Below are 17,919 nucleotides of genomic sequence, written 5' to 3' on the forward strand. Positions count from 1 at the left end.
GTCGGCGCCCGCCCCGGAAAAGTTCCCGGGCAAATTACGGGGTGGCTGGGAGGCGGACCTCGGCGGTCAGGCCGGGTGGCGGGACCGTGCCCTTGAGGGCGACCGTGCCGTGGTGGCGGCGGACGAGTTCGCGGACGATGGCCAGGCCGAGACCGGAGCCGCCCGCGTCGCGGGCGCGGCCGTCGTCGAGGCGGGTGAACCGGTCGAAGACACGGGTACGGTCGGCGGCGGGAATGCCCGGGCCGTCGTCGGCCACCGTGATCTTCCGGTACGCGCCGTCGGCCGTCACCGCCAGCCGCACGGCCGCATGAGCGTGGCGCACGGCGTTGTCGAGCAGATTCGCGACCACACGGGCGAGCGCGTCGCGATCACCGGTCACCCGCAACGGCACCGCCGGACGTTCGTACTCGATCGCCGGGTACCGGGCCGCCACCTCCGCGAGCAGCTGACCGAGCTCGACCTCCTCGCTCTTCGGCGGCAGCGCCCGGGTCGTGGCGTCGTCCGCGCGGGCGAGCAGGAGCAGGTCGTCGACGAGGCGGCTCAGGCGTTCGACGTCGGTGAGCAGGTCACCGGCGAGGGCGGGCCAGTCCGTGTCGTCCGGGAGCAGCTGCGAGACCTCCAGCTCGGTACGCATGTTCGTGAGTGGACTGCGCAGCTCGTGCGCGGCGTCGGCGACGAAAGCGCGCTGCCGGGCCCGGGCGGTTTCCAGGCGGTGCAGCATGTCGTTCAGCGTCACGGCCAGCCGGTGGATCTCGTCGCCCGAGTCCGGCACGGGCAGCCGCCCCGGCCGCGCCCCGCCGGTGATGTCCTCGGCGCCGGCGCGCAGCGACTCGACCGGGCGCAGCGCCGCGCCGACCAGCCGCCACGACACCAGGGCGAGCAGGCCGACCAGGGGCAGGAACGTCACGAGCAGCGTGGTGCGCAGCAGGTCGACACTCTGGGTCAGGTCCTGGGTGGGGCGGGCGACGAGGACGGTGACGCGGCTGGTCACCGGGCCCGCCATGACGGCGACGACCCGCGCCCGGCCGTCGAGCCCGATCCGGTATCCCGGAATGTACATGCCCTCGCCGTCCCCGAGGGCGCTGCGCTCCCGGGCGTAGAGGATCGGGGTCAGGCGGTCGGCGCCCGCGGATCCCGCCACGATGCTCCCATCGGCGGCGACGACCTGGACGCGTACGGTGGGAGAGGCCGGAACCGGGTCGGAGAGCGTCCCCGAATCCACGAGCCCGGCCACCGCCCTGGCCGTTTCGAGGGCTTCGCTGGTCGCCGTGCGCTGCAGCGTGAAGTGCATGGTCGCGACCAGGACCATCCCGCCGCCGGCCAGCCCGAGCGCCAGCGTCACCACGGAGACCAGCAGCAGCCGCGCCCGCAAACTGAGGCGGCGTACCCAGGACATCAGGCTCCGGACAGGCGGTAGCCCGCGCCGCGGACGGTCTCCAGGCGGTCGCGGCCGATCTTGCGGCGCAGGTATCCGGCGTAGACCTCGACGGCGTTCGCGGCGGTGTCGACGGCGGCGTCCCAGACGTGGTCGAGGAGCTCGGTCTTGGAGACGACCTCGCCGGGGCGGCGGATCAGGTATTCGAGCAGCGCGAACTCGCGGGCGGTGAGGACGACCTCCTCGCCGGCGACGGTGACCCTGCGCAGGGCCGGGTCGAGCTCGACGTCGCCGTGACGCAGGACGGCCGGGCGTTGCGGGGTGCCCCGGCGCAGCAACGCGCGCAGCCGGGCGAGCAGCACGACGTACGAGAAGGGCTTGGTCAGGTAGTCGTCGGCGCCGCAGTCGAGCCCGTCGGCCTGGTCGTACTCGCCGTCCTTGGCCGAGAGCATCAGCACCGGCAGCCATTTACGCTCGGCGCGCAGCTGGCGCACGACGCGGTAACCGGAGAGCCGGGGCAGCATGACGTCGAGGATCATCGCGTCGTAGTCGCCGTGCCGGGCGAGCTCGAGCCCGTCCTGCCCGTCCCCGGCTATGTCGACGGCGAATCCCTCGGCCATCAGCCCCCGGCGCAGCGCGACCGCGAGCCGTTCCTCATCCTCCACCACCAGCACCCGCACTCCCCTACCTTGGCACGTGCGGGCCAGCCGGCGAATCCGATCTCAGCGTGGCCTCAGGGAAAGCCCGTCCATGACCACGTCCAGCAGGTGACGCGAGCGGTTCTCCCAGTTCTCGTTGTCGAGGCGCCACAGGAACCCCACAAGCAGCAGCACCTCCTCGGCGTCGATGTCCGGCCGCAGGCTGCCGGCCTGCTGGCCGGCGGTGAGCAGCGAGGTGATCGCCTCGATCACCCGGTCGTAGTAGACCCCGGACAGCTCGGCCCGGGTGGCGGCGTGCACGGCCTCCGCCACTCCATGCTTGATCCTTCCGTACGCGGCCAGGCGGTCGAACCACAGCCGAAGCGCCACCACGGGCGGGTTCGCCGCGAGCAGGGCCGGGGCAGCGTCGATCAGGCGCTCGACGTCGTCGCGGTAGGCGGCGAGCAGCAACGATTCCCGCGTCGGGAAATGCCTGTACAGCGTGCCCTGCCCGACGCCCGCCTGCTTCGCGATCGACTGCAGCGTCGCGTCGCTCGTCACGGCCAGCGCCGCGATGGCGACCTCGAGGATCTTCGCGCGGTTCTGCTCGGCGTCCGATCGCCTCGGTGTCACAGGGCACACTCCCGGGTCGCTGGTTAACCGGACACATGTCCGCTACCGTCGGAGGAACAAGTGGACAGCTGTCCGCTTGAGTTTACGCGTACCGGAGGAATCACCATGACCAAGGTCATTGCCGTCACCGGGGCAAGCAGCGGGATCGGCGAGGCGACCGCGCTGCGGCTGGCCCGAGCCGGGCACCAGCTCGTTCTGGGCGCCCGCCGGGAGGACCGCCTGGCAGATCTCGCGGCCCGCATCGGTGACCGGGCCGTCTTCCTGCGCACCGACGTGCGGCGACGCGGCGACATGGCCGCCCTCGTCGCCCTCGCGCAGGAGCGGTTCGGCCGCCTCGACGTGCTGGTCGGCAACGCCGGTATCGGGATCGTCGCGCCTCTGGACGACCTGGGCGTCGAGGGCTGGGAGGACATGATCGACGTCAACATCAAGGGTTTTCTGTACGGGGTGGCAGCGGCCCTGCCCGTCTTCCGCGCGCAGGGCACCGGGCACTTCGTGACCACGCTGTCGACGGCCGGGCTCAAGGTCGTGCCGGGGATGGCCGTCTACGCGGGCACGAAGAACGCTGTGCGCACGATGAGCGAGGGCCTGCGTCAGGAGGCGGGCGCCGGGCTGCGCGTCACGACCGTCTCCCCCGGTGTCACCGCCACCGACTTCGTGAGCTCGTCCATCGCCGCCCCGGAGGTCCGCGCGAGCTACGAGGCGATGGCGATCTCCCCGGACGCCATCGCGCGGGCCGTCGAGTTCGCGATCGACCAGCCCGCGGACGTCGACGTCAACGAGATCGTCGTGCGCCCGACCGCCCAGGGCTGATCAGGGCATTACCCTTAGGTGGTCTTCTCAGCGGCGTCACAGGCTCCCCGGCGCACTCTATGAGCAGGACAACGGAGGGTGGACATCATGAGTGGTGTGTTCAGGTCGAGGCCGGCACTGCGCTGGCTGGTTCCGACGGCGGCCGCGGTCGTCGTCATCGGGGGCGGCGCCGCCGCGGGCACCATCGCGGCCAGCGCGGACCCCACGCTGCCGGAGCGCAGCGCCGCCCAGCTGCTGGTCGACGTGCAGAGCGCGAAGGTCGACGGGCTGTCCGGCACCGTCGTGCAGACCGCCGATCTGGGGCTGCCTGCACTGCCCGGGGTCACCGGCGGGTCGGGCAGCGGCGCGGACCTCATGAAGCTCGTGTCGGGCAGCAACACCGCACGGGTCTGGTACGCCGGGGAGGACAAGGTCCGCCTCGCCCTGTTGGGCACGCTCGGCGAGACCGACGTGATCCGCAACGGCACCGACGTCTGGACGTGGCGCAGCAGCGACAACTCCGCCGTGCACGCGAAGATCCCGGCGGACGCCCTGACGAAGAAGGACAAGGCGCTGCCGGCGGGCGTGCCGCAGACCCCGCAGGAAGCGGCTGACGCCGCCCTCGCCGCGGTCGGCCCGAGCACGGCCGTCACCACGACGGGCGCGGCCAAGGTCGCCGGGCGCGACGCGTACGAGCTGGTGCTCACGCCGAAGGACGCCGCGTCGCTGGTCGGCCAGGTCCGCCTCGCGATCGACGGCGAGAAGCACATCCCGCTCGGCGTCGACGTCTACGCCAAGGGTGTCGACACCCCGGCGCTGCGGATCGCGTTCCAGCAGGTCAGCTTCGAGACGCCGGACCCGGAGCAGTTCGTCTTCACCCCGCCCGCGGGCACGAAGGTGACCGAGCCGAGCACCGCCGAGCTGGAGAAGCAGCACGGATCGCTCGGCGACAAGGCCGCCGCCGACGCGAAGGCCAAGGGCGAGGGCACGAAGGTCGTCGGCGAGGGCTGGACGTCGGTGCTGGTCGCGACGCTGCCGAAGGAAGACGGCGGCAGCACGGCGGGCAAGGGCGCCGATACCGCTCAGCTCGACGCCATCACGAACAGCCTGCCGAAGGTCAGCGGCACGTGGGGCAGCGGCCGGCTGCTGCAGAGCGCCCTGTTCAGCGCGCTGCTCACCGACGACGGCCGGGTCCTCGTCGGCGCGGTCGCCCCGGAGAAGCTGTACGAGGCCGCGGGTAAGTGACATGACAGACCTCGCGGTCGCCTCACACGGGCTGACCAAGCGGTTCGGCAGCCAGGTCGCGGTGGACGCCGTCGACCTGGCTGTCCCGCGAGGGGCCGTGTTCGGCTTCCTCGGGCCCAACGGCTCCGGGAAGACCACCACCATCCGGATGCTGCTGGGGCTCATCACGCCGACCGCGGGCGGGCACGAGCTGCTCGGCCGGGCGATGCCGGATCGGGCGGCCGATGTGCTGCCCCGGGTCGGTGCGCTGGTCGAGGGGCCGGGCTTCCACCCGTACCTGTCGGGGCGGGACAATCTGCGCCGGGTCGACGCCGCCGACCGTACGGCCGAGGGTCGCACCGCCGAGGCCCGCATCGCCGCCGCGCTGGACCGGGTCGGGCTCTCCGCGGCGGCCGCCAAGCGGTACCGCACCTACTCGCTGGGCATGAAGCAGCGGCTGGCGATCGCCGCGGCCCTGCTCGTGCCCCGTGAGCTGCTCATTCTCGACGAGCCGACGAACGGCCTCGACCCGCAGGGCACCCGCGAGGTACGCACCCTGGTCGCCGCGCTCGCCGCCGAGGGGTCGACCGTGCTGCTCAGCACGCACCTGCTCGCCGAGGTGGAGCAGGTCTGCACCCACGTCGGCGTCATGCACCGCGGCAAACTCGTCGCGCAGGAGCCGCTCGGCAAGCTGCGCGCCGACGCCGCACCGATGGCCCGGGTGCTCACCGATCAGCCCGGGGCCGCGGCGACGGTGCTGCGCGCGATGGGGCTCACCGAGGTCACCGAGACAGCGGCCGAGGCATCGGGGCGGCTGGGCGCGGCGGCACCGGAGAAGGTTGTCGCGGCGCTGGTGCACGACGGGGTGCCGGTCCGTGGGTTCACCGTGCAGGCGCCCAGCCTGGAAGACGTGTTCGTGCAGCTCACCGGGCGGGGATTCGATGTCTCAAGTTAAGATCCGGCGCCGCGTCTCGTCCCGGTTCCTCGCGTCCGAGGTGCGGCTGATCGCGGTCCGGCGGCGTAACCAGGCCGGGCTTGCCGCGCTGGCAGCCGTACCCGTCGTCATTGCCATTGCCATGAAGGTGGCCGCGCCGGACCGCACCGGCCGCGGCCAGGGTGGCGGCCCGGACTTCTTCTCCCAGATCCTCAGCAACGGCTTCTTCGTCGCGCTCGCGGGCATCGGGGTGGAGCTGACGCTCTTCCTGCCGATCGCGATCGCGATGCTCGCCGGTGACGCCGTCGCGGGCGAGGCCAACCAGGGCACCCTGCGCTACCTGCTGACCGTTCCGGTCGGGCGGATCAGACTGCTGGCCGTGAAGTACGCGGGGATCGTGATGGGCGCCTTCCTGGCCCCGCTCGTCGTCGCGACATCGGGGATCCTCGCCGGGCTGCTGCTCTTCGGCGGCGGCGACGTCACCACGCTCTCCGGCACCTCGATCAGCTTCGGCGCGGGGCTGCTCCGCCTGCTCGGCGTCTGCCTCTACCTCGGCGTCTGCCTCACGGCGCTCGGAGCGGTCGGGCTGTTCCTGTCGACGCTGACGGAGCAGCCGATGGGGGCCACGATCGCGCTGACCATGCTGACCGTGGCGAGCTTCGTGCTCGGGCAGATCCCCCAGCTGGACTGGCTCCACCCGTACCTGCTCACCCAGCACTGGCAGGACTTCGGCGAGCTGCTGCGCGACCCGGTCTCGCTGAGCGCGCTGCAGCCCGGGCTGCTGACCGCCGGCGCGTACATCGCGGTGTTCCTCTGCGCCGCCTGGGCACGCTTCGCCGGCCGGGACATCACCAGCTGAAACCGGGACCTTCGGCACTGCCCCGGTGACGCTGCCCGGCGTTGAATCAGAAGCATGATCGTTGCAGGTACGGACGGAACAGCATCGGGTGAGGCCGCCGTGCGATGGGCCGCGCGGGAGGCCGCACGCCGGGACACCACACTGCGCATCCTGTACGCGTACGACGAGCACCACCTCGCCGCCCCGGTGCTGGACGCCGCCGTCGTCCAGGCCCGCGCGGCCGCGCCGTTCGCGATCCGGATCGAGGCCGTCGCGGTCGCCGGTGACCCCGTGCCGGCGCTGCTCGCCATCGAGGACGCCGCGCTGATCGTGCTCGGCAACCGGGGCCGGGGCGGGTTCGCGAGTCTGCTGCTCGGATCGGTCAGCCAGCGCGTCGCCACGTACGCGAGGACACCCGTCGTCGTCGTGCGGGGCCGCTCCGGCATGCCCGGGCCGATCGTCGCCGGCGTGGATGACTCCGACTCCGCCGAGGCGGTCCTGGAAACCGCGTTCTCCGCCGCCGCGGGGCGCGGGGCTCCGCTCGCCGCTGTCCGCGGGGTTTCCTTCGCGGCCGTGGGGGCGTCCCCGCCCGCCGGCGTCCCGGAGCGGGAGCGCGAGGAGACCGAGCGACTGGAGGCCCAGCTCGCGCCCTGGCGGGACCGGTTCCCCGACGTCGACGCCGAGGCGGTGGTCTCCCCGGACGGCGCGGCGGCCGTCCTCGTCGCCGTCTCCCACAGCGCCCGCCTCATGATCGTCGGCAGCCGCGGCCACGGCACGGTCACCAACGCCCTGCTCGGCTCCACCGGCATGCAACTCCTGCACCACGCCGGCTGCCCGGTCCTCATCGTCCGCGGCCGGCGGGTCGCAGCCACGCTCCGATCCTGAGGCGGCCACTACTATCGGGCCCATGAACGAGCCCCTGCCACGCGACGAGCCCGGGCCGGCATCGACCGGCTCTCCTTCGCTGGGCTCGCCTTCACTGGGCTCGCCTTCATTGGGCTCGCCTTCATTGGGGTTGACGCCGCTCTCTCGGGTGCGGCTGGACGAGCTCCTGCAGGAGATGCTCGACCGGGTCGGTGAGGTCGTCGCCAGCCGGGAACGGTTGCGCGCCCTGCTGGACGCGGTGGTCGGCATCGGGACCGACCTCGACCTGCGCAGCACGTTGCAACGCATCGTCGAGGCGGCGTGCGCGCTCGCCGGGGCACGTTACGGCGCGCTGGGGGTGCTCGCCCCGGACAAGACGCAGCTGTCCGACTTCATCACCTACGGCCTGTCCCCCGAGAACCACGCGAAGATCGGCGACCTGCCGCACGGCCGCGGCCTGCTGGGCCTGCTGATCACCGACCCCCAGCCCGTACGCCTCCCGGACATCACCGAGCACCCCCGCTCCTACGGCTTCCCGCCCGAGCATCCCCCGATGCACAGTTTCCTCGGCGTCCCCGTGCGCACCCGCGACCAGATCTTCGGCAACCTCTACCTCGCGGAGAAGCAGGGCGCCGCCGAGTTCACCGACGACGACGAGGAGATCGTGGTGGCCCTTGCCGCGGCAGCGGGCGTGGCGATCGACAACGCCCGCCTGTTCGCCCTCGCCCAGCGCCGCGAACGCTGGCTCTCCGCCGCCGCCGAGATCACCTCGGTGCTGCTGGGCACGGTCCGCCGCCAGGAGGCGTTGCAGCTGATCGCCCGCCGGGCCCGCGAGATCGCCGGCGCGGAGCTGGTCCTCGTCCTGCTCGCCGACCCCGGATTCGAGGACGCCCGCTACCGCATCGAGGTCGCCGACGGCGCCGAAGGCCTGGTCGGCCGCATCCTCTCCGTCGACGTCGACGCCCTCCACACCGGCACCGTCAACCTGCGCGACGTCGCCGACTGGCCCGCCCCGGTCCCCGACGGCCCCGCCATGGCCGCCCCCCTCGCCGCCGGCCCGCCCACCACCTCGCCCACCAGCTCGGCGGCTGGGTTCCCGGGCAGCTCGCCGTCGGCGGCCACGCGGGCGGATCTGCCACAGGGTGTGCTGATCGTCGCGGGCCTGGCCGGCGATGGCAGTGACGATCCGGCGCTGCTGTCGAGCTTCGCCGGGCAGGCGGCTCTCGCGCTCGAACGGGCCCGCGCGCAGGAGGAACGCGAGCTGCTCGTCGTCCTCGAGGATCGTGAACGCATCGCCCGTGACCTGCACGACGTCGTGATCCAGCGGCTCTTCGCCACCGGGATGCAGCTCCAGGGCGTGGCACCGCACGCACTGCGCCCCGAGGCGGCCAAGCGGATCAACGCGGCCGTCGACGACCTGGACGCCACCATCCGCGACATCCGCCGCTCCATCTTCGAGCTGCGGGCACCCGCGGGCACGACCCTGCGTACCGAACTGCGCGACACCGTCCAGGCCGCCGCCGAAACGCTCGGCTTCCGCCCCACCCTCGACGTCACCGGCCCGATCGACAGCGCGGTCCCCGACGACGTGGTCCCGGAGCTCCTGGCCGTCCTCCGCGAAGCCCTCTCCAACACCGCAAGACACGCCCAAGCCTCATCGGTACGCGTCTCAGCGCGCGCCGCCGACGGCGAAGTCCTCATCCGCGTGGAGGACAACGGCATCGGCACCGACCCCGCCGCAGCCCGGGGCGGCCTGATCAACATGACCGAACGCGCCCGCGACCTCGGTGGCAGTTTCGACATCACCCCCGCCCCCGCCGGCGGCACGATCCTCACCTGGCGCGTCCCCCTCGGGTGACCCGCCGCGACCGCCTGGCGTTCGGCTCAGACCTCGAGCGTCCAGCGCACGAATCGCTGCGTAGGAGTGAATCCGGCCGCTTCGTAGAGCCTGAACGAGCTGAACGGGTTCGCCGAGTCCACCTGCACGACGACCCGGTCGTAACCGTGGCCGGCTGCGGCCCGGAGCCCACGCCCGATCAGTGCACCGGCGACACCCCGCTTCCGGTAGCCCGGTTGTGTCGCGATGAGCATGAAACGCGCGTCGCGGATGCCGGTGGCCGCCGTGTTGGCGTCCCAGGACATCGTCACCAGCATGCCCGCCGGTGTCCCGTCCGCCACGTCCCGGACCAGGAAGCTGACCTCGGGCCGGAATGCCTGGTTGATGACCTCGCTGCGCCAGGAATCCGCGGGCAGCGGCGCCCACAGGTAGTCATCCTTGAACGCCTCGTTGCGGACCAGCCGGAACTCCTCGTCGTTGTCCTGCGACCATGGCTCGGCCCGCAGTCCGGCAGGGATCTCGGTGTCACGGATCGCGTCACCGAGCGGGTGCACCATGTTCTGGTAGTAGCGGGCCGGCAGGAAGCCTTGCGAGCCCAGTAGTTCCGCCAGGCCGGCGATGCCCTCGAGCCGATGGACGTCGACCACCAGCCTCAGCGTCGGGTGGTGCAGCGCGTGCAGCCGCTTCGCCGCCGCCACCCCGGCTTTCACCAGCCTGGCGCCGAGGCCCCTGCGCCGGTGGCCGGGGGCCACCCCGCCGTCCATGACGATCCGATGGACCTGGTCCGCGTCCGGCTGGTACCGGACTTTCATGAAGCCTGCCATGACGGGTCCGTCGAAGGCGGCGAGACTCCCGCGTTCCAGCTCCGCATAGGGGTCGGTCAGTTCCTGGAGGGCGTCCTGCTCGTCGTAGTACTCGCCGACCTTGTCGACGGTCTCCATGGCGTTGAGCAGGTCTGCTCCCGCCCGGGCGTCCTGGCTGGTGAGCGGCCGCCAGGTGAGGGGGCTCGAGGCTTCATGCATCCGGCGGAGGCTAATCCCCCTGCGCTGCGGCTGTCGCCTCATTTTCAGGGGATCAGGGGCTCACCGCCGGCCCGGGTCATGGCCCGGCGCGCTCAGACGCTGTCCGCGAATTCAGCGATCACCCGCAGGATCGGGGCGCGGCCGGCGAAGCGTTCCGTGAGGTCACGTCTGTCGTAGCCGGTCTGGGCGGTGCCCGCGGTGGCCAGCATCCGGGGCGCCATCCAGAAGAACTTCGCCGCGCCCGCGACGCGGATCGCCCGGCGGACGTCGTCCGGGTGCAGGGTGCCGCGCGTACCGCGTACATAGGAATCGGTCACGGTTTCCAGGGCCTCGTCCAAGAGTTGCAGGTCGAGGAAACCGTCGGAGAAGGAGTCCAGGGCGAGGTTCGCCGCGTCCTCACCGATGGGGCCCGGACCCACGTGCGCCCAGTCCAGCAGCACCGGCCCGCGCTCCGCACCGATCAGGTTCATCGCCCACACGTCGTGGTGACACAGGGTCCTCGGCAACGCCCGCGCCGCCGCCAGCACCTCGAAACGGCGCTCCCACAACCGCCGCAGCCCGGCCCGCAGCTCCGGCGGCCACGACGCGACCGCCGCCGGATGCTCCCAGTCGAGGTCATCCGGAACGGGCAACCCGAGGCCGCCCTCGGTCAGGAAGTCCCGGGCGAGCCACTCGACCTCCATCGGCCCCCGCTGCACCCACGCAGCCTGGGCGACACCCAGCCGGTACGCGACATCCCCCAGCTCCGCCGGCCCCCACGTCGTACCGGCCGCACCTGGCACGTCCTCGAGCCACATCGCCACCGACCCGTCCGCACGCTCCTGCACGGACAGGCACTCAGGAGCCGACAGGCCTCCCTCGGCGAACACCGTCCCCGGCAACCCCGCCTCGTACGCGGAAGGCTCCCGCCGCCAGTAATTGAAATGCCCCGGATCCGCGCTGGCCGCCAGATGCGGCAACGCCCCCTCCCGCCGCGGCGTAGCCACCTTCAGCACCACGGGCCCCTCGTCCCGCCGCACCCGCCACACCCCACCGGTGACCTCGTTCGCCGTACCGTGCTCAAGCCCCTCAGCAACCCACTCGCCGCGCACCAGATCGGTCGGAAACGTCATGATCCGAGCCTAGTAAGCCCCCCTCGACAAGAACCATTCCGTCGCGCGGACGATTTATCCCGCCATCGAAAATGTTAGATTCGCACGCGCGGGGAGGCTGCAATGACCACCACGGGTGAACGCGTCGAGGCGGCTGACTGCTCGAATCCGCGCCTCCGATCTGTCCCATCTGGAAACGGACGGCCGGCTCCCGGACAGGATCCGCCGATCTCAGCGCCTGATCCAGGACATCTTCGAGTCCGGGCAGCCACTCGCCGACTACGTTCCCTGACGGCCTGACGACGCGGGCTTGAGGTCCGCGCGGAGTTGCTCGTTGCGGGCTGCGGTCACCGCGACGATCTCGGTGAGCAGGTGCTCCATGTGCTCCAGGGTCGCGTCGTCGTAGCCGTCCAGTGTGTTGTTGAGGTGTTCGCCGGTCGGCAGGAAGAAGTCCTCGGTCCGGGAGCGGGCCTGCGGCGTGAGGCGCAATCGGACGATGCGGCGGTCGGTGTCCTCGCGGCTGCGGACGACAAAACCGGCCGTCTCCAGTCTGTTCAGCAGCGTTGCCGTGCCGCCGGAGGCGAGGCCGATGCGTTCGGACAGCCGTACCGGTGACAGGGGGTCGCCGGTGGCTTCGGCCCACAGGATCTCCGCGATCGCGACGGCGTCGTTCGCGTGGATGCCCAGGGTGCGGGCCAGGTGCCGGGTCAGCTCGACGTGGGTGTCGGTGTAGGTGCGCAGCAGTTGCAGCAGCCTGGACCGCCGGCCCGGCTCGAAGAGGGAGTCGGTGTGTTCGCCCTGGACCGCCATGGGGTGCACTCTACTCGCTCATGCAGTAGCTTATTCAGCAAGTTACTCTCTTAGAGAGTCTTTTGCCGGGAGGTCCCATGAATACGACCGACGAGAACCCACCACGGGTCCTGGTGACCGGCGCCAGTATCGCCGGACCCGCCCTGGCCTGGGGGTTGTGCCGGGCCGGCTTCGCCACGACCCTGCTCGAACGCGCCCCGCAGCAGCGCAACGCGGGCCAGAACGTCGACATCCGCGGTGCGGGCCATGAGGTTCTGCGGCGGATGGGGCTGCGTGCCGAGGTGGCCGCGGCGGGCACCGGCGAGCTGGGGACACGGTTCCTGCGCCCGGACGGCAGTGTCTACGCCGCCTTTCCCGCCCGTCCCGGCGAGGACGGGCCCACCGCCGAGCTGGAGATCCTGCGGGGACAGCTCTCGGCGTTGCTGCTGCGGGCCACGGCGGGCGGGGTCGAGCACCGCTACGGCGATCACCTGGTCGGGGTCGCCCAGGACCGGCATGGCGTCGACGTGGTCACCGCCGCCGGGCGCCGGGAGCGGTACGACCTGCTGGTGGTCGCCGAGGGCCGCCGGTCCAGGACCCGAGACCTCGTCTTCCCGTCCGGCACGGGAGCCGGCTACCACGACCTGGGGCAGTACGTCGCCTACGGCACCATCGACCGCGCCGGGAACGACGACCGGTGGTGGCGATGGCTGACCGCGACGGGCAGGCGCGTCGCGTCATTGCGCCCGGACAACGTCGGCTCCACGCGGGCGACTCTCGCCTTCATGGCCCCGCCGATGGGAGTGGACCGGCTCGATGCGGGGGCACAGATCAGGGTGCTGCGCGAGCGGTTCGCCGGCGTGGGCTGGGAAACCCCGCGCATCCTCGACGGGTTCGCCGCCCGGCCGGACGAGTTCTACTTCGAGCGCATCGAGCAGGTACGCGTCCCGCGCTGGTCACACGGCCGGGTCGCCATCGTCGGAGACACCGCGTGGGGCGCCCCGACGGGAATGGGCACCACGCTCGCCCTGCTGGGAGCACACGTCCTGGCGGGAGAGCTCGCCACGGAACGGGACCGCGGCACTTCGTTCGATCCGGCGCGCGCCTTCCGGGCGTACGAGAAAGTGCTCCGGCCGCACGTCGAGAAGACGCAGCAGCTGCCTCCGGGGGTTCCGGGGATCGCGCTGCCGGACTCCCGCTGGGGTCTGCGCGTGCTGCACGGCGTCCACCGCCTGACCGCGACCCGGGCACTGCGTACCGTCGCGGAACGCGCCCTGTTGTCCTCCGCTTCCACCAGCCTCGCCCTGCCGGAATACCCTCGGCTGCAAGCGCCCTCGGGAGGAAAATGATGAACGTGGCGGGCCCGGACTGGCAGGGCCGGTACGTCGCGGCGCGCGACCAGTTGCGCGACCAGCACGCCGCCCTGGTCGCGCTGATCGGGCGGCAGCTGACAGCGGGGTGGACCGGGCACGATCCGGTGAACGGCCGCTGGTTCCAGGGCCTGCCCGTCGTGCTGGTGTTCAACCACCTCGACGACACCGGGATCTCGGACGGCATGGGCGCGGACGTCCGCAGGGTTCGGGACCTTCGGCCCTGACCCCGGCGCGGGTGGCGGCGCGACCGTAGAGGAATGAGCGAAACCATGGCCGGGTATGCCGGTGGCGACCTGCGCCTGGCGGCGTCCGCAGCGATCCGGGCGCCCTCGTTGCACAATTCGCAGCCGTGGGCGTTCCGGCTGCGGGACGGCGGGATCGAGGTGCTCGCGGACCGGTCGCGGCAGCTCGCGATCGCGGACAGTGCCGGGTGGGCGGTGCGGCTGGCCTGCGGGGCGGCGACGTTCAACGCGGGGCTGGCGCTCACGGCGGCGGGCCGGCCCGCGGCGATCGCGCTCCGGGCGTACGGTGAGATGATCGCGAGACTGACCCCCGCGACGCCGCGGCCGCCCACCTACGGTGAGGTCGATCTTGCCTCGGTGATGGCCCGGCGGATGAGCAACCGGCGGCCTTTCTGGCCGGATCCGGTGCCGTCCGAGCTTCGGGTACGCCTCATCGAGGCCGCCCGGACCGAGACGGCGTGGCTGGAACTGCTCGTGGGGACAACCGCGCTGACCGCGTTCGGTGAAATCGCGCGCAGTGCGGACAGGGTGCTCCGGCGCAACCCCCGCTATCAGGCGGAACTCGCCGGATGGACGTACGTCACCGCGGCCTTCGACGGGGTCCCGGTGAGCGCGGGCGCCCCACTGCCCGAGCCCCAGGATCTCCTTCCCCAGCGACCGTACGGAGACCACCGCCGCGCCCCCGGCCGCGACTTCGAACCGGAGCCGCTCGTGGCGATCCTCGGCACGACCGGCGATCGCCCCGTGGACCAGGTCGCCGCCGGGCAGGCCCTGCAACGCGTCCTGCTCACCGCGGCCGCCGCGGGCCTGGCCACCTCGATGATCTCCCAGCCGATCGAGGTCCCGGCCGCCCGCGACCAGCTCCGGCGCTCACTGCGCCGCGACGGTGTCCCGCAGATCGCCCTGCGCATCGGGTACGGCCGGCCGGGCCGCCCCACGCCCCGGCGCCCACTGGAGGAAGTGCTGCGAACCCCCGGATAACCTGTGCGAATGCGCAATGGTTGTGACGCCGGCGACGTGCGCCGGGTCGCGCTCGGGCTGCCCGGCGTGGCCGAGATGGAGAGCGACGGCTTCGACTTCCGGGTGGGCAACAAGGGATTCGTCTGGTCCTATCCGGAACGGTTGCCGGGCAAGCCCCGCGTGATCCGCACGGACGTCGCGGTGCTCTATGTCGGCGACGAGGCGGAGAAACAGGCATTGCTGCTCGGCGAGCCCGACCTGTTCTTCACCACGCCCGGCTACGGCGGCCTGCCGCTGGTGATGCTGCGGCTGGCGAAGGTGGACGTGGAACGCCTCACGGAGTTGATCACCGACGCCTGGCAGATGCGCGGTAGTGGGGACCTTTGAGTCGCGCAGGGGTTGCGGTCGGGGGCGGGCAGGGCCAGCGTGGTGGCATGTGGCCGATGCCGGAAGCCGAGTGCTGGTTGCATCCCGCGGTGCGGGTCCGGGCGTCGGCGATCGCGGGTGAGGGGCTCTTCGCCGCCGACGACATCCCGGCCGGCACCGCGCTCTCCCGGCTCGGCGGCCGCCTCGTCACGGGCCAGGAGCTGCAGCAGTTACTGACGGAGTCGACAACCTACGTGGACACCATCACGGTCTTCGACGACTCCCACCTGGTCCTCCCACCCGCGCAGCCCAACGGCAAGGGCAACCACAGCTGCGACCCCAACCTGTGGTGGGACGAGCCCTACACCCTCGTCACCCGCCGAGCCGTCCACGCCGGCGAGGAACTCACCAACGACTACGCCACCAGCACCGCCGACCACGACTTCACCATGGTCTGCCGCTGCCCGGCGATGACCTGCCGCGACCTGATCACCGGCGACGACTGGCACCGCCCCGACCTGCGCGAACGCTACGGCAACCACTGGGTCCCCGCCCTGCTGCACCGCATCGACCTCGACCCCGGCAAGAAGAAGAGGCGCTGACAGCGACGGCGGCAGGGCCTCTTGTCGTCGGCCCCGTCGGTGTCGTCACGTTCCGTCACCTCGGCCAGAACGTATATGTTGTATGCCGAGACATGATTGCCGAGCGCTTGACAGCCAGCACCTCCGGAAATTGCGGCATGCAGGCCTCCCGCACACTTTTCTGCGACATCTGCGTCGTGCCCAATAGTCGATGATTGTGTCACGCGGTGGACAACACAGAGTGTCACCGTGGTGGGTCGTGCGCTGAATCCCGATATGCCTTTTCGAAGCGGAGAACCCGAAGGACAGCGGAATTCCCCATGCCAAACCGCGGCGCGCGGTGACACCGTGTAGTGCCTTCGCGGAAGCCAGCCGAAGACCGCCCGACACGAGCTCAGATGTGCACTTTCATTGCATCGAAACCCTTAGTAGCGCAGTAAATGCGAGCGCCCGCTGTCAAGCACACGGCAATCATGTCCGAGCACCTGACACATACGTCTGGCTTAGGGGACTGACGGTGACAACCGTGGCTGCCAGGTCCGGGCCGATCACCCGGTCGCGGGCATCCAGGGCCCATTTCGTGGACCTGCTCGGCCAGTCAGGCGCCGGCTCAGAACCGGCGGCCGATCGTGCGTTCCGAGCAGGAGTGCAGAGCTCTAACTCAGGAATGATCGGGCGCCGCGCAGGCGGGTGGCCAGCCGGGATTGGGACAGGGCACAGTCGAGGCGTACGTCCAGGGCGCCCGGGAGGCCCGAAGCCGCGCGCAGGCCGGTGGGCAGGGCCGTTTCGTCGAGGCCGTCGCGACGGGCGATCAGCACTCCGAGCTCGTGGCGGCTGATCGCGTCGGCACCGGCGAGGTGGTGCATCCCGGAGTACGCCGACCGTGCCAGCTCCAGCAACGCCCCCGCCAGATCCCCGACATGCACCGGGCACCGCACGTCATCGGTGAACAGCACGCCCTCACGCGCCCCCGAGGCAAGCCCGTGCACGGCGATCTCCTGAGGCGACTCCCCGCCGCCGATGATCAATGAGGTGCGGGCGATGACGGCTGCCGGGGCCAGGCCGCGCACGGCGGTTTCGGCTGCGGCCTTGGCGGCTCCGTACGGTGTGACCGGGTCCGGCGTACACGTCTCGTCATAGCGGGGTGCCCGTCCGGAGAAGACCGCGTCGCTGGAGACGTGCACAAGTCGCGCGCCGGCACGCACCGCGGCGTCGGCGACGTGCATGCCGCCGTCCGCGGTGGTCGCCCAGTCCGTCTGCAGATAAGCGGCGTTGATGACCACCTGCGGCCGTACCCGCTCGACCAGTGCCACCGTCGCGGCCCGGTGTCTGATGTCGAGCCCGTGCCATTCGACGCCGGGGATCTCCCGCGGCCCGCTGTGGAACGACGCCGTGACCCGGTCCCCCGCGAGCTGCGCCTGCCGGGCGACCTCCCTGCCGAGAAATCCGCTGCCGCCCACCACCAGAAGATCCATCCGATGACGGTACGCACTCACGACAACCGTGACACCAGAACGTCAGCGGCCGGGCACGCCGTCTCCCGGGTCGCCTCGACGACATGACTCGTCCCGGGGTTCGGGGCGCCGAGCGTGAGCGCGATGTCCAGCAGGTCCCGGGCAGCCTCGGAGAACGCGGCGGGGAGGAACGTGAAGGCGTCGCCGCCCTCGTCCAGGATGTCCACCGCGGCCTCGAACGCGGGTTCCAGGGTGACGCCGCTGTCGCGGAGCATCCGGCCGCCCTGGTTGCTCGCCACATATTGTGGATGCAGCGCGCGGCCGCGGCTCGTGATCTGCGCGTCGAAGCTCAGGACGGCGAGGAGCACCGCGCTGCTCTGCACGACGGAATGCCCGAGCCGTACGGCCTGGCGTTTGCTCTCGTACTCGATCAGCGGCACGATCATCCCGCCGTCGCGGTCCAGCATCCGCCGTGCCAGTGTCCGCCGAGGACCGTGCCCGCCCAGCGCCCCGATCGAGGACAGCGCTCCGATCAGCGGCGCGGCCGGCCGGGTGTCCGACGACCGCCAGCCCGACCCCCAGGGCAGCGACGAACCCGTCCACCACGACCGCAGCAGCCGCGTCCCGAGCACCGCCCCGCCGGCCGCCCGCCCGGCCCGGTCCAGCGCCACGGACAGCGAGTCACCCCACTGCGGTCCCGCGTCGAGCCCGCGCGCGGTGAGCACCCGCCACCGCACCTCGCGCAGATCCGGATCGTAGAGGCCACCAGCCACCGCGGGGACATCACCGGCCGGCACGACGGGCGCGCCGGCGTCGACCGCTCGTTCGTACGCGGATCGCAGGTTCAGAACCGCACGTTCGCTCAGCGCCGGGATCATCAGGAAACTCTCAGCCTCCAGAACGTTG

General features: G+C 71.7%; 19 protein-coding genes. 11 read left to right on the top strand and 8 right to left on the bottom strand.

Annotated elements, in window-relative coordinates; genetic code table 11:
* Positions 1-34: 34 nt before the first annotated feature.
* From Ahu01nite_RS34665 to Ahu01nite_RS34675, 3 genes are read right to left on the bottom strand one after another with little or no spacing between them, the layout of a single operon-like run.
* Positions 35-1,396 carry a sensor histidine kinase gene (locus tag Ahu01nite_RS34665; RefSeq protein ID WP_203840942.1) on the bottom strand — a complete coding sequence of 454 codons (1,362 nt, stop codon included), beginning with the start codon at positions 1,394-1,396 and terminating at the stop codon, positions 35-37.
* A complete protein-coding gene (locus tag Ahu01nite_RS34670; protein ID WP_203840943.1) occupies positions 1,396-2,055 on the bottom strand; it encodes a response regulator transcription factor in 660 nt (219 codons plus the stop codon). The genes Ahu01nite_RS34665 and Ahu01nite_RS34670 overlap by 1 nt, the downstream gene beginning before the upstream one ends.
* 42 nt (positions 2,056-2,097) lie before the next feature.
* Positions 2,098-2,646 carry a TetR/AcrR family transcriptional regulator gene (locus tag Ahu01nite_RS34675; protein ID WP_239159360.1) on the bottom strand — a complete coding sequence of 183 codons (549 nt, stop codon included), beginning with the start codon at positions 2,644-2,646 and terminating at the stop codon, positions 2,098-2,100.
* Positions 2,647-2,751: 105 nt separating this feature from the next.
* Between Ahu01nite_RS34675 and Ahu01nite_RS34680 the strand changes: the two genes are divergently transcribed.
* From Ahu01nite_RS34680 to Ahu01nite_RS34705, 6 genes are all read left to right on the top strand, one after another.
* The gene (locus Ahu01nite_RS34680; RefSeq protein WP_203840945.1) at positions 2,752-3,459 is read left to right on the top strand and encodes an SDR family oxidoreductase; all 708 of its coding nucleotides are present in this window, start codon (positions 2,752-2,754) and stop codon (positions 3,457-3,459) included.
* 87 nt (positions 3,460-3,546) lie between these two features.
* Complete coding sequence (locus Ahu01nite_RS34685) at positions 3,547-4,683, top strand: LolA family protein (protein ID WP_203840946.1); 1,137 nt, start codon at positions 3,547-3,549, stop codon at positions 4,681-4,683.
* 1 nt (position 4,684) lies between these two features.
* Entirely contained in the window at positions 4,685-5,617 is a 933-nt protein-coding gene (locus Ahu01nite_RS34690) for an ABC transporter ATP-binding protein (RefSeq protein ID WP_203840947.1), read from the top strand.
* Positions 5,604-6,455: an ABC transporter permease gene (locus Ahu01nite_RS34695; RefSeq protein WP_203840948.1), complete on the top strand. Its 852-nt coding sequence runs from the start codon at positions 5,604-5,606 to the stop codon at positions 6,453-6,455. The genes Ahu01nite_RS34690 and Ahu01nite_RS34695 overlap by 14 nt, the downstream gene beginning before the upstream one ends.
* Before the next feature lie 54 nt (positions 6,456-6,509).
* Positions 6,510-7,319, top strand: coding sequence for a universal stress protein (locus tag Ahu01nite_RS34700; RefSeq protein ID WP_203840949.1), 810 nt, complete (start codon positions 6,510-6,512; stop codon positions 7,317-7,319).
* A 22-nt stretch (positions 7,320-7,341) separates the two neighbouring features.
* Entirely contained in the window at positions 7,342-9,156 is a 1,815-nt protein-coding gene (locus Ahu01nite_RS34705; RefSeq protein WP_203840950.1) for a GAF domain-containing sensor histidine kinase, read from the top strand.
* A gap of 26 nt (positions 9,157-9,182) precedes the next feature.
* On the opposite strand, the gene Ahu01nite_RS34710 is transcribed toward Ahu01nite_RS34705, so the two are convergent.
* From Ahu01nite_RS34710 to Ahu01nite_RS34720, 3 genes are all read right to left on the bottom strand, one after another.
* Positions 9,183-10,157 (bottom strand): GNAT family N-acetyltransferase, encoded by a 975-nt coding sequence (locus Ahu01nite_RS34710; protein ID WP_203840951.1) that lies wholly within the window; start codon positions 10,155-10,157, stop codon positions 9,183-9,185.
* Between the two features lie 92 nt (positions 10,158-10,249).
* Complete coding sequence (locus Ahu01nite_RS34715; protein ID WP_203840952.1) at positions 10,250-11,269, bottom strand: phosphotransferase; 1,020 nt, start codon at positions 11,267-11,269, stop codon at positions 10,250-10,252.
* Positions 11,270-11,527: 258 nt separating this feature from the next.
* Positions 11,528-12,058, bottom strand: a complete 531-nt coding sequence (locus tag Ahu01nite_RS34720; protein WP_203840953.1) for a MarR family winged helix-turn-helix transcriptional regulator — start codon at positions 12,056-12,058, stop codon at positions 11,528-11,530.
* Positions 12,059-12,135: 77 nt separating this feature from the next.
* On the opposite strand from Ahu01nite_RS34720, the gene Ahu01nite_RS34725 reads away from it, so the two are divergent.
* Genes Ahu01nite_RS34725 through Ahu01nite_RS34745 form a run of 5 tightly spaced genes read left to right on the top strand, consistent with a single transcriptional unit; the run spans position 12,136 to position 15,580 of the window.
* The gene (locus tag Ahu01nite_RS34725; RefSeq protein ID WP_203840954.1) at positions 12,136-13,386 is read left to right on the top strand and encodes an FAD-dependent monooxygenase; all 1,251 of its coding nucleotides are present in this window, start codon (positions 12,136-12,138) and stop codon (positions 13,384-13,386) included.
* On the top strand, positions 13,383-13,634 hold the full coding sequence (locus tag Ahu01nite_RS34730) for a hypothetical protein (protein ID WP_203840955.1): 252 nt from the start codon (positions 13,383-13,385) through the stop codon (positions 13,632-13,634). Before Ahu01nite_RS34725 ends, Ahu01nite_RS34730 begins: the two co-directional genes overlap by 4 nt.
* A 33-nt stretch (positions 13,635-13,667) precedes the next feature.
* Complete coding sequence (locus tag Ahu01nite_RS34735) at positions 13,668-14,633, top strand: Acg family FMN-binding oxidoreductase (RefSeq protein WP_239159361.1); 966 nt, start codon at positions 13,668-13,670, stop codon at positions 14,631-14,633.
* Positions 14,634-14,642: 9 nt separating this feature from the next.
* On the top strand, positions 14,643-14,999 hold the full coding sequence (locus Ahu01nite_RS34740; protein ID WP_203840956.1) for an MmcQ/YjbR family DNA-binding protein: 357 nt from the start codon (positions 14,643-14,645) through the stop codon (positions 14,997-14,999).
* A 56-nt stretch (positions 15,000-15,055) separates the two neighbouring features.
* Entirely contained in the window at positions 15,056-15,580 is a 525-nt protein-coding gene (locus Ahu01nite_RS34745) for an SET domain-containing protein (protein ID WP_203840957.1), read from the top strand.
* Positions 15,581-16,215: 635 nt separating this feature from the next.
* On the opposite strand, the gene Ahu01nite_RS34750 is transcribed toward Ahu01nite_RS34745, so the two are convergent.
* Positions 16,216-17,034 (bottom strand): SDR family oxidoreductase, encoded by an 819-nt coding sequence (locus Ahu01nite_RS34750; protein ID WP_203840958.1) that lies wholly within the window; start codon positions 17,032-17,034, stop codon positions 16,216-16,218.
* 17 nt (positions 17,035-17,051) lie between these two features.
* A complete protein-coding gene (locus Ahu01nite_RS34755) occupies positions 17,052-17,891 on the bottom strand; it encodes a hypothetical protein (protein WP_203840959.1) in 840 nt (279 codons plus the stop codon).
* Positions 17,892-17,919: the final 28 nt, after the last annotated feature.

The sequence above is a fragment of the Winogradskya humida genome (assembly GCF_016862215.1).
GTDB classification, from domain to species: Bacteria; Actinomycetota; Actinomycetes; order Mycobacteriales; family Micromonosporaceae; genus Actinoplanes; species Actinoplanes humidus.

What these genes read in the sequence shown, in the direction of transcription:
- Ahu01nite_RS34665 (WP_203840942.1), bottom strand. Translation starts at nt 1,396, where the DNA reads ATGTCCTGGGTACGCCGCCTCAGTTTGCGGGCGCGGCTGCTGCTGGTC.
- Ahu01nite_RS34680 (WP_203840945.1), top strand. Translation starts at nt 2,752, where the DNA reads ATGACCAAGGTCATTGCCGTCACCGGGGCAAGCAGCGGGATCGGCGAG.
- Ahu01nite_RS34685 (WP_203840946.1), top strand. Translation starts at nt 3,547, where the DNA reads ATGAGTGGTGTGTTCAGGTCGAGGCCGGCACTGCGCTGGCTGGTTCCG.
- Ahu01nite_RS34690 (WP_203840947.1), top strand. Translation starts at nt 4,685, where the DNA reads ATGACAGACCTCGCGGTCGCCTCACACGGGCTGACCAAGCGGTTCGGC.
- Ahu01nite_RS34695 (WP_203840948.1), top strand. Translation starts at nt 5,604, where the DNA reads ATGTCTCAAGTTAAGATCCGGCGCCGCGTCTCGTCCCGGTTCCTCGCG.
- Ahu01nite_RS34700 (WP_203840949.1), top strand. Translation starts at nt 6,510, where the DNA reads ATGATCGTTGCAGGTACGGACGGAACAGCATCGGGTGAGGCCGCCGTG.
- Ahu01nite_RS34705 (WP_203840950.1), top strand. Translation starts at nt 7,342, where the DNA reads ATGAACGAGCCCCTGCCACGCGACGAGCCCGGGCCGGCATCGACCGGC.
- Ahu01nite_RS34710 (WP_203840951.1), bottom strand. Translation starts at nt 10,157, where the DNA reads ATGCATGAAGCCTCGAGCCCCCTCACCTGGCGGCCGCTCACCAGCCAG.
- Ahu01nite_RS34715 (WP_203840952.1), bottom strand. Translation starts at nt 11,269, where the DNA reads ATGACGTTTCCGACCGATCTGGTGCGCGGCGAGTGGGTTGCTGAGGGG.
- Ahu01nite_RS34720 (WP_203840953.1), bottom strand. Translation starts at nt 12,058, where the DNA reads ATGGCGGTCCAGGGCGAACACACCGACTCCCTCTTCGAGCCGGGCCGG.
- Ahu01nite_RS34725 (WP_203840954.1), top strand. Translation starts at nt 12,136, where the DNA reads ATGAATACGACCGACGAGAACCCACCACGGGTCCTGGTGACCGGCGCC.
- Ahu01nite_RS34730 (WP_203840955.1), top strand. Translation starts at nt 13,383, where the DNA reads ATGATGAACGTGGCGGGCCCGGACTGGCAGGGCCGGTACGTCGCGGCG.
- Ahu01nite_RS34735 (WP_239159361.1), top strand. Translation starts at nt 13,668, where the DNA reads ATGAGCGAAACCATGGCCGGGTATGCCGGTGGCGACCTGCGCCTGGCG.
- Ahu01nite_RS34740 (WP_203840956.1), top strand. Translation starts at nt 14,643, where the DNA reads ATGCGCAATGGTTGTGACGCCGGCGACGTGCGCCGGGTCGCGCTCGGG.
- Ahu01nite_RS34745 (WP_203840957.1), top strand. Translation starts at nt 15,056, where the DNA reads ATGCCGGAAGCCGAGTGCTGGTTGCATCCCGCGGTGCGGGTCCGGGCG.
- Ahu01nite_RS34750 (WP_203840958.1), bottom strand. Translation starts at nt 17,034, where the DNA reads ATGGATCTTCTGGTGGTGGGCGGCAGCGGATTTCTCGGCAGGGAGGTC.
- Ahu01nite_RS34755 (WP_203840959.1), bottom strand. Translation starts at nt 17,891, where the DNA reads ATGATCCCGGCGCTGAGCGAACGTGCGGTTCTGAACCTGCGATCCGCG.